The 8,555-nt window shown below is 73.9% G+C and carries 8 protein-coding genes and 1 pseudogene; 6 read left to right on the top strand and 3 right to left on the bottom strand.

What is annotated here, in order from left to right; translation table 11 throughout:
* The 4 genes and pseudogenes from ACERM0_RS05255 to ACERM0_RS05240 all read left to right on the top strand — a co-directional run.
* Nucleotides 1–589: pseudogene (locus ACERM0_RS05255) on the top strand (hypothetical protein); the annotation flags it as partial.
* The gene (locus tag ACERM0_RS05250; protein WP_373677490.1) at nt 586–1,743 is read left to right on the top strand and encodes an energy-coupling factor transporter transmembrane component T; all 1,158 of its coding nucleotides are present in this window, start codon (nt 586–588) and stop codon (nt 1,741–1,743) included. The pseudogene ACERM0_RS05255 and the gene ACERM0_RS05250, both read left to right, overlap by 4 nt.
* Nucleotides 1,740–3,356 (top strand): ABC transporter ATP-binding protein, encoded by a 1,617-nt coding sequence (locus tag ACERM0_RS05245; protein WP_373677466.1) that lies wholly within the window; start codon nt 1,740–1,742, stop codon nt 3,354–3,356. The genes ACERM0_RS05250 and ACERM0_RS05245 overlap by 4 nt, the downstream gene beginning before the upstream one ends.
* Nucleotides 3,353–4,273, top strand: a complete 921-nt coding sequence (locus tag ACERM0_RS05240) for an ECF transporter S component (protein WP_373677465.1) — start codon at nt 3,353–3,355, stop codon at nt 4,271–4,273. The genes ACERM0_RS05245 and ACERM0_RS05240 overlap by 4 nt, the downstream gene beginning before the upstream one ends.
* On the opposite strand, the gene ACERM0_RS05235 is transcribed toward ACERM0_RS05240, so the two are convergent.
* On the bottom strand, nt 4,209–5,054 hold the full coding sequence (locus ACERM0_RS05235) for an ABC transporter permease (RefSeq protein ID WP_373677464.1): 846 nt from the start codon (nt 5,052–5,054) through the stop codon (nt 4,209–4,211). The two genes, ACERM0_RS05240 and ACERM0_RS05235, sit on opposite strands and share 65 nt — an antisense overlap.
* The gene (locus tag ACERM0_RS05230) at nt 5,051–6,031 is read right to left on the bottom strand and encodes an ATP-binding cassette domain-containing protein (RefSeq protein WP_373677463.1); all 981 of its coding nucleotides are present in this window, start codon (nt 6,029–6,031) and stop codon (nt 5,051–5,053) included. Before ACERM0_RS05230 ends, ACERM0_RS05235 begins: the two co-directional genes overlap by 4 nt.
* 248 nt (nt 6,032–6,279) lie before the next feature.
* Between ACERM0_RS05230 and ACERM0_RS05225 the strand changes: the two genes are divergently transcribed.
* Entirely contained in the window at nt 6,280–7,662 is a 1,383-nt protein-coding gene (locus ACERM0_RS05225; protein WP_373677462.1) for a glycine--tRNA ligase, read from the top strand.
* Nucleotides 7,663–7,783: 121 nt separating this feature from the next.
* Nucleotides 7,784–8,140 carry a hypothetical protein gene (locus tag ACERM0_RS05220; RefSeq protein WP_373677461.1) on the top strand — a complete coding sequence of 119 codons (357 nt, stop codon included), beginning with the start codon at nt 7,784–7,786 and terminating at the stop codon, nt 8,138–8,140.
* Between the two features lie 73 nt (nt 8,141–8,213).
* Here ACERM0_RS05220 and ACERM0_RS05215 read toward each other — a convergent pair whose 3' ends face one another.
* The gene (locus ACERM0_RS05215) at nt 8,214–8,540 is read right to left on the bottom strand and encodes a hypothetical protein (RefSeq protein ID WP_373677460.1); all 327 of its coding nucleotides are present in this window, start codon (nt 8,538–8,540) and stop codon (nt 8,214–8,216) included.
* Between the last annotated feature and the right edge of the window lie 15 nt (nt 8,541–8,555).

Raw genomic sequence — 8,555 nt, 5'->3', positions numbered from 1 at the left:
GCCCAGCGAGCCGGAGCCCGCGCCGAAGCCCAGCCGCACGCCCACCCCGAAGCCCACGGCGTCGGCCACCGCCCAACCGTCACCATCGGCGAGCCCACGCGAGCGCGACACCTCCACGCGCGGCTCCACCCCAGGCGCCCAGGCGCCGTCGAACGGCCCGGGCGGCGGCGAGACCTCGTCGACCCGGGACCGTGACACGGGTGGGAACGGCGAGGATGCCGACGCGGACGGGATCCGCGAGCGCGGTGACACCGACGACGCCGCGGGTGCGCGCGACCCCGAGGCGGACACGGCCGCCACCGAATCGTCGCCGTCCGCGGACGCGGCGGCCCCCGAGGAGGCGTCGACCCCCGACGACGGGGCGGGCGCGACACCCGCCCCGGCCGACCGCGGCGAGGACGCGTCCGAGGAGACCGGCGCCGACGCGCGACGCCCCTCGGGGGAGGACGACGTCGTCGCCCTCGGTGACGTACCCGGCGGGGGCGGCGGTGCCCCGGTGGGCGCCATCGCCGGTGGGGTGCTGGTCGCCGGACTCGCCGTGGCCGGCGTCCTTCGCGCCCGCCGCCGCGACGACACCTTCGGCGGCTGACCGTGTCCGCCCGTGCCGCACGGCTGCCACGCCCCCTGCACCCGGGGGCGTGGTGGCTGTGGGCGCTGGGGCTGGCCACGGTCGCGACGCGGACGTTCAACCCGCTGCTGCTGGGCCTCGTGCTGGTGGTGGCGGGCTACGTGGTGGCGGCCCGGCGCAGCACCGCCCCGTGGGCCCGGTCGTTCGCGATGTTCCTCAAGCTGGGACTGGTCGTGCTCACCATCCGGCTGGTGTTCCAGGTCCTGCTCGGCGTCCCGCAGGGCACCACGGTGCTGTTCACGCTCCCGGAGGCGGACCTGCCCGACTGGGCGGCCGGGATCACGCTCGGCGGCGCCGTCACCCTCGAGTCGGTCGTCACCGCGTTCGCCGACGGCCTGCGCCTGGCCACGATCCTGGCCTGTGTCGGCGCCGCCAACGCGCTGGCCAACCCCAAGCGCCTGCTGGCGTCGCTGCCGGCCGCGCTGTACGAGGTTGGCGTCGCGGTCGTGGTGGCGCTCTCGTTCGCGCCCTCGCTGGTGACCAGCGTGCAGCGGATCCGCGCCGCCCGGCGCCTGCGTGGCCGCCCCGACCACGGCCTGCGCAGCGTCCTGTCCGTGGCCCTGCCGGTCGTCGAGGACGCCCTCGACCGGTCGCTGGCCTTGGCCGCCGCCATGGACTCCCGCGGCTACGGACGCCGCGCCGACGTCCCGGCGCGGGTGCGCCGGCTCACCGGCGTGCTGACGCTCACGGGCCTGCTCGGCACCAGCGTGGGCGTCTACGGCGTGTTGGACGCCGGCAGCCCCGTGCTTATGGGGGTTCCGGCGCTGGCCTTCGGGCTGGTCACGGCCACCCTCGGCGTGCGCCTGGCCGGCCGCCGCACCGTCCGCAGCCGATACCGGCCCGACCCGTGGGCCGGGCCAGAGCGGTTGACGGCCGCCTGCGGGGCCGTCGCCGCCGCCGGCGCCTTCGTGGGCGCGGCGCTCGACCCGGCCGCGATGGCGCCGACGTTCGTGCCACTGCGCCTGCCGACCCTGCCGCTGGTGCCCACGCTCGCGCTGCTGGTGGCCCTGCTGCCGGCCTGGCTGACCCCGCCTCCGGTAGCACCCCCCGTGCCGCCCGCCGACCGCCCCCGCGGTTCGACCGCGGACGCGTCCCGCATGGAGGTGGACGCGTGATCCGATTCGAGCAGGTGGGCGTCACCTACCACGGCGCGGACCGGCCCGCCCTCCACGACATCGACCTCGAGGTGCCCGAGGGCGAGCTGTGCCTCGTCGTCGGACGGACCGGCTCGGGCAAGTCGACGCTGCTGCGCACCGTGAACGGCCTGGTCCCGCACTTCACCGGCGGCACGCTGCACGGGCGGGTGACGGTCGCCGGCCGCGACACGCGCCTGCATCCGCCGCGCGAGTTGGCCGACGTGGTCGGCGTGGTGGGGCAGGACCCCCGCTCCAGTTTCGTCACCGACACGGTCGAGGAGGAACTGGCCTACGGGATGGAGTCGCTCGGGCTGCCCGGCGACGTGATGCGCCGGCGCGTCGAGGAGACCCTGGACCTGCTCGGGCTCGTCGACCTGCGAAACCGACCCCTGGAGCAGCTCTCGGGCGGCCAGCGGCAGCGGGTCGCGATCGGTGCGGTGCTCACGGCCCATCCGCGGGTGCTGGTGCTGGACGAGCCCACCTCGGCGCTGGACCCGCCGGCGGCCGAGGAGGTGCTGGCCGCACTGCAGCGGCTGGTCCACGACCTGGGCGTCACGGTGCTGCTCGCCGAGCACCGGCTGGAGCGGGTCGTGCAGTACGCCGACCGGGTGATCCACGTGCCCGGTGACGGTCGCGCCCTGCAGGTCGGCGAGCCGGCCGAGGTACTGCGTTCCACGCCGGTCGCCCCGCCGGTGGTCGAGTTGGGGCGCTTGGCCGGCTGGCAGCCGCTGCCGCTGTCGGTGCGCGACGCCCGCCGCCGCGCCCCGGAGCTGCGCGAACGGCTCGCGTCCGCCCACCGGCGACGTCGCCCGAGCCACGACGCCGACGCGCAGATGGTGGCCGCCGCGCGCGGGGTGTCGGTCCGGCTGGGGCCGGTGCTCGCCCTGCAGCACGTCGACCTCGACGTCGCCGCCGGCGAGGTGGTCGCCGTCATGGGGCGCAACGGCGCCGGCAAGTCGACGCTGCTGCGCAGCTTCGTCGGCCTGCACCGCCCGCTCACCGGCACCGTGACCGTCGCGGGCGACGACCCGGCGACGCTGGCGCCGCGGGACCTCGTCCGTCACGTCGGCCTGGTCCCACAGGAGCCGGCGGACCTGCTGTACGCGGACACGGTGGCCCAGGAGTGCGGCCAGGCCGACCGGGACGCCGGTGCCCCCGCCGGCAGCTGCCGGCGCCTGCTGGAGCGCCTCGTGCCCGGCCTGGACGACGAACGCCATCCCCGCGACCTCTCCGAAGGGCAACGGCTGGGGCTGGTGCTCGCCCTGGTGCTGGTCGGCGAACCGCCGCTGCTCCTGCTCGACGAGCCCACCCGCGGCCTGGACTACCGGGCCAAGGAACGCCTGGCCGGCCTGCTGCAGGACTTCGCCGCCGACGGCACCGCGATCGTGCTCGCCACCCACGACGTGGAACTGGCCGCGGAGATCGCGACCCGCACCGTCGTGATCGCCGACGGCGAGGTGGTCGCCGACGGCCCCACCGACGAGGTCGTCGTCGGCTCGCCGGCGTTCGCGCCCCAGGTCGCCAAGGTGCTGGCACCGGCGGTGTGGCTCACGCCCAGCGAGGTGGCCGACGCGCTGGCGGTGCTGCCGTGAGCGCCCCGACCGTCCCGCCCGACGCCGGGGCCGCTGTGGGCGGCCGTCGACGCGGTTCGGTGCGCTCGATCCGGCTGCGGCCGCGGGCGACGCTGGCAGTGCTGCTGGCGTCGAGCATCGGCCTGGCTGCCTTCGCGTGGCCGCTGTTCGTGGACCCCGGCGCCGGCGTGGCGCAGCTGCGTGACGCCCCGCTGCTGTTCACGCTCCTCCTGCCGCTGGTGCTGGTGGTGGTGCTGGCGGAGATCGCCGAGGGCGGCATCGACGCCAAGGCGGTGGCGATGCTGGGGGTGCTGACGGCCGTGGGCGCGGCTCTGCGCCCGCTCGGCACGGGCGTGGCCGGCTTCGAGCCCGTGTTCTTCCTGCTGGTCCTCGCCGGCCGGGTGCACGGGCCCGGGTTCGGGTTCGTGCTCGGGGCGACGACGCTGTTCGCCTCGGCACTGACGACCGGCGGGGTGGGTCCGTGGCTGCCGTTCCAGATGCTCGGCGCCGCCTGGGTGGGTGCCGGGGCGGGTCTGCTGCCGCCGCTGCGTGGCCGGGCGGAACTGGCGCTGCTGGCCCTCTACGGCGCCCTGGCCGGCCTGCTCTACGGGTTGCTGCTGAACCTGTCGTTCTGGCCGTTCGCGCTGCCGGAGACGACGGCGGTGTCGTTCGTCGCCGGTGACCCGCTGCTCGACAACCTGCGCCGGTTCGTCGCCTTCACGCTGGTCACCTCGCTCGGATTCGACATCCCGCGGGCGCTGGTCACCGCCGGGCTGGTGCTGGCCACGGGCCGGCCACTGCTGCGGGCCCTGCGCCGGGCCGCCCGCAAGGCGGCGTTCGACGCGCCCGTGACCTTCACCGCCGGCGACGGCACTAGCGGGGATGCCGGTACAGCCGCATCGTCAGCGGCCCGAACACCGCCACCAGCGCCGCACTGATCACCAGCACCAGCCCGGTCGCGCGCAGGTCCGGTGACCCGTGCACGAAACCGCGCACCGAGGTGACCACCAGGCTGATCGGGTTCACGGCCACGAAACCCTGCAGCCAGCCCGGCAGCGTCTCCGTCGGCACGAACACGTTGCTGACGAAGGTCAGCGGGAACATGACCATGTTGCCGACCGAGAACACGGCGTTCTCCGAGCGCAGCAGCAGGCCCGCCGTCGTCCAGATCCACGACAGGCTGAACGAGAACACCAGCAGCACGGCGATGCCCAGCACGAGGCCCGTGGCACCGGCCTGTGGCCGGAATCCCAACGCCCACCCCAGGCCGAGGATCACCGTCGACGCCATCGTGTAGCGGACCGTGTCGGCCAGCAGCGGCCCGACCAGCGTCGCGGGACGCCAGATCGGCAGCGACCGGAAGCGGTCGTGGACGCCCTTGGTGATGTCCCGGTTGAGGGTGTGGCCGGTGTACATGCTGATCCAGGCGACCTGCATCACCAGGATGCCCGGCACGACCTCCTGCAGGTACGCGCCCGTCGACCCGGCGACGGCCCCGCCGAACAGGTAGGTGAACATCAGCAGGAACATCACCGGGAACACCGTCACGTCCAGCAGTTGTTCGGGCACGTGACGGATCTTCAGCAGTGCCCGCCACGCGAACGTCAGCGAGGTCGTCGTCGCCGAGGGCGGCGCCGGGCGGTCGTCGCTGGCGACGGCGACCCGGACGATCGCGTCCACGTCGTACCCGGCGGGGGAGAAGGGTGTCGTGGTGCTCATGCCGCGGCCTCCTCGCGGTCGCTGGTGGGTTCGGCCGGCCGTCCGGTCAGCGCCAGGAAGACCTCGTCGAGGCTGGGCTGCCCGAGGGAGAACTCGCCCGGGACGAGCCCGGCGTCGGCGAGCCGGCTCAGCGCCAACGCCACCCGGCCGGGGTCGTCGACCTGTGCGGTCAGGGCCACGGGGTCGGGATCGAGGTGGAGCGTGGCGCCGAGGGCTTCGGCCAGCACGACCTCCCCGAGGGCGCGGTCGTCGGGCTGGCGGAACCGGACGTGCAGCGTCCCCCCGCCCACCGATGCCTTGAGCTCGCCGGCGGTGCCTTCGGCGATCACGCGGCCGTGGTCGATCACGGCGATCCGGTTGGCGAGCTTGTCGGCCTCGTCGAGGTACTGCGTCGTCAGCAGCACCGTCGTGCCGGCGGCGACCAGCGCCCGCACGATGTCCCAGACCTGCCCGCGGCTGGTCGGGTCCAGGCCGGTCGTGGGCTCGTCGAGGAACAGCAGTTCGGGCCGCACGACGATCGACGCGGCGATGTCGAGTCGACGCCGCATGCCGCCCGAGTAGTGCTTCACCTGGCGTCCGGCGGCATCGTCGAGCCCGAAGGCGCCCAGCAGGTCGCGGGCACGCCGCTGGGCGGCCTGCCGGTGGAAACCGAGCAGCCGTGCCACCAGCACCAGGTTCTCCAGGCCGGTCAGGTCCTCGTCGAGCGAGGCGAACTGCCCGGTCAGGCTGACCCGTGCCCGGACCTCGTCGGGTGCCTCCGTCACGTCGTGCCCGAGCACCCGGGCGCGGCCGCCGTCGGCGGGTACGAGCGTGGCGAGCAAACGGATCGCGGTGGTCTTGCCCGCACCGTTGGGACCCAGCACCCCGTGGACCCCGCCGGCGGGGACACGCAGGTGGAGCCGGTCGAGGGCGCGGACCTCGCCGTAGGTCTTGGTCAGGCCGTCGGCCTCGATCGCGAACGCGTCGCGAGCACGCATGTCTTCACCTCCGTGGACGTCGTCGGCCGGCGCGGGCGTCTCCGCGGGCCACTCGGCCGGACCGTAGGACCTCGACCTTGCTCGAGGTCAAGCGCCCGTCCCGGGCGCGGGGTCGTCGGCCGTGCCAGGTACGACACCGGGGGTGCCCGGAACTCATCGGTCGCGCCGTGAGGCGAGGGCACGGTCGATAGGCTGGGACGCTCGCCGCCGCAGCCAGCGGTGGTCGAACCCTGTCCCAGGAGTTTCCCGTGTCGGACACGCACCCGAGCGTCACCGTCGAACTCGCCACCATCGTCGAGTTGTGCAAGCAGCGCGGCATCATCTTCCCGACCGCCGAGATCTACGGCGGCGTGCGCTCGACCTGGGACTACGGGCCGTTGGGGGTCGAGCTCAAGGAGAACGTCAAGCGCCAGTGGTGGCGCACCATGGTGCAGCTGCGCGACGACGTGGTGGGTATGGAGCAGGCCATCCTCGGGCCGACCGAGGTCTGGCAGGCCTCCGGGCACCTCGCCAACTTCTCCGACCCGCTGGTCGAGTGCGCCAACTGCCACCAGCGCTTCCGCGAGGACCATCTGCGCGAGGCCCAGCTGGGCGACGAACGGGCAGAGGGCGACCTCGTGTGCCCCAACTGCGGCAAGGACGCACTGGGCGACGCCCGCAACTTCAACCTCATGTTCCGGACCAACATGGGGCCGATCGAGTCCGACGCGTCCAGCGTCTGGCTGCGGCCGGAGACGGCGCAGGGCATGTTCGTGAACTTCGCGACGGTCCAGCGCGCCACCCGCAAGCGCCCGCCGTTCGGCATCGCGCAGATGGGCAAGTCGTTCCGCAACGAGATCACGCCGGGCAACTTCATCTTCCGGACCCGCGAGTTCGAGCAGATGGAGATGGAGTTCTTCGTCGCGCCGGGCACCGACGAGGAATGGCACCAGTACTGGATCGACGAGCGCATGGACTGGTACACGGATCTGGGCATCCGTCGCGAGAACCTGCGCATCCGTGAGCACGCCGAGGACGAGCTGTCCCACTACGCGAAGCGCACGGTGGACATCGAGTACTTCTTCCCGGACGCGTCGATGGGCTGGTCCGAGCTCGAGGGCCTGGCCAACCGCACCGACTTCGACCTGAAGGCGCATGCGGCCGCGTCGGGCAAGGACCTGTCGTATTACGACCAGCCCAACGACCACCGCTACGTGCCGTACGTGATCGAGCCCGCGGCGGGGGCGACGCGCGCGACGCTGGCGTTCCTGTTCGACGCCTACCGGGTCGAGCAGGCCCCCGACGCGAAGGGCGAGCTGCAGAACCGCACGGTGCTGAAGCTCGACAAGCGGCTCGCGCCCTACAAGGTCGCCGTGCTGCCCCTGTCGCGCAAGGAGGAGCTCACGCCGCTGGCGAAGCAGGTCTTCGACGCGGTCAAGGTCCGCTGGATGTGCGACTACGACGAGACCCAGGCCATCGGCCGCCGGTACCGCCGTCAGGACGAGATCGGGACGCCGCTGTGCGTGACGGTCGACTTCGAGTCGGTCGACGACAAGGCGGTGACGGTTCGGGACCGCGACACGATGGCCCAGGACCGGGTCTCGATCGACCGGCTCGTCGACTACCTCGCCGAGCGCCTGCCCGCCTGCTGAGGACACCGGCCGACCGCGCGCGCCGGCACCGCGGGAAGGCGATGGACGCGCGCCGGGCGGTCCGTGGGCCGGGGGTGTGACGGATGGTCTGCGTCCAATCCCCTCGGCCCAGGAGTCGACCATGCGCCGCCTGTTCGTCGGCATCGCCGCTGCCAGCCTCACGCTCGTGACCGCACTGCCGGCGGTCGCTGCCGGCCCGCCGGCCGGCGCCGGTGGCGGCGGCAAGCCCGCCGGCAGCACCTGCCAGCAGTTCGGGATCGGCGTCCTGAAGAGTCAGGGTCTGCTGACGAGCGTCGCCCAGAACGGTCTCGAGTACCCGATCGGCAGCGGCGACTCGATCCCGTTCGCGGACGTCCTCGCGATCCACCGCGACGACCCGGCGCTCGCCAACCAGGTGCTGACCGACTACGCCGTCGCGCTCGACATCGCGACACCGGAGGTCGTGGCGGCCCTGAAGGCCGCCTGCCCGCCCGCCTGACGCCGACGCCGGCACCGCTCCCGGCGGCCCGCTCCACGTCCGGAGCGGGCCGCCACGCGTCCGGACGCGGCGGTCACGGCGGGTGGTAGCCACGCCAGGGGTCGCGCTCGTCCCGCGGCGGCGCGCCGCGGGCACGCTCGCCCACGAGCACCCGGACGTCGGACTCCACGCGGGCGAGTTGCGTCGACAGGCCGGCGACCGCCCGCACCAGCACGGCGACACCCATCAGCGCCGCACCCACCGCGAAGGTCACGGTGTAGAGGACCAGCGCCATGGCCAACTCGTCCTCGCGCAGCATCAGGGTGCCGCCGGCCACGCCGGCCAGCCCGGCGGCATAGGCGAGGAACGTGCAGGCGCGCGCGGCGCTGCGCAGATCCTTGGGGGAAGGGATGTGGTCCATGTGGCACATCCTGCC

This window comes from Egicoccus sp. AB-alg2 (genome assembly GCF_041821065.1).
In the GTDB taxonomy this organism is placed as follows: Bacteria; Actinomycetota; Nitriliruptoria; order Nitriliruptorales; family Nitriliruptoraceae; genus Egicoccus.
The sequence above is the reverse complement of the archived record's forward strand: the minus strand, read 5'-3'. Positions and strand labels throughout refer to the sequence as shown.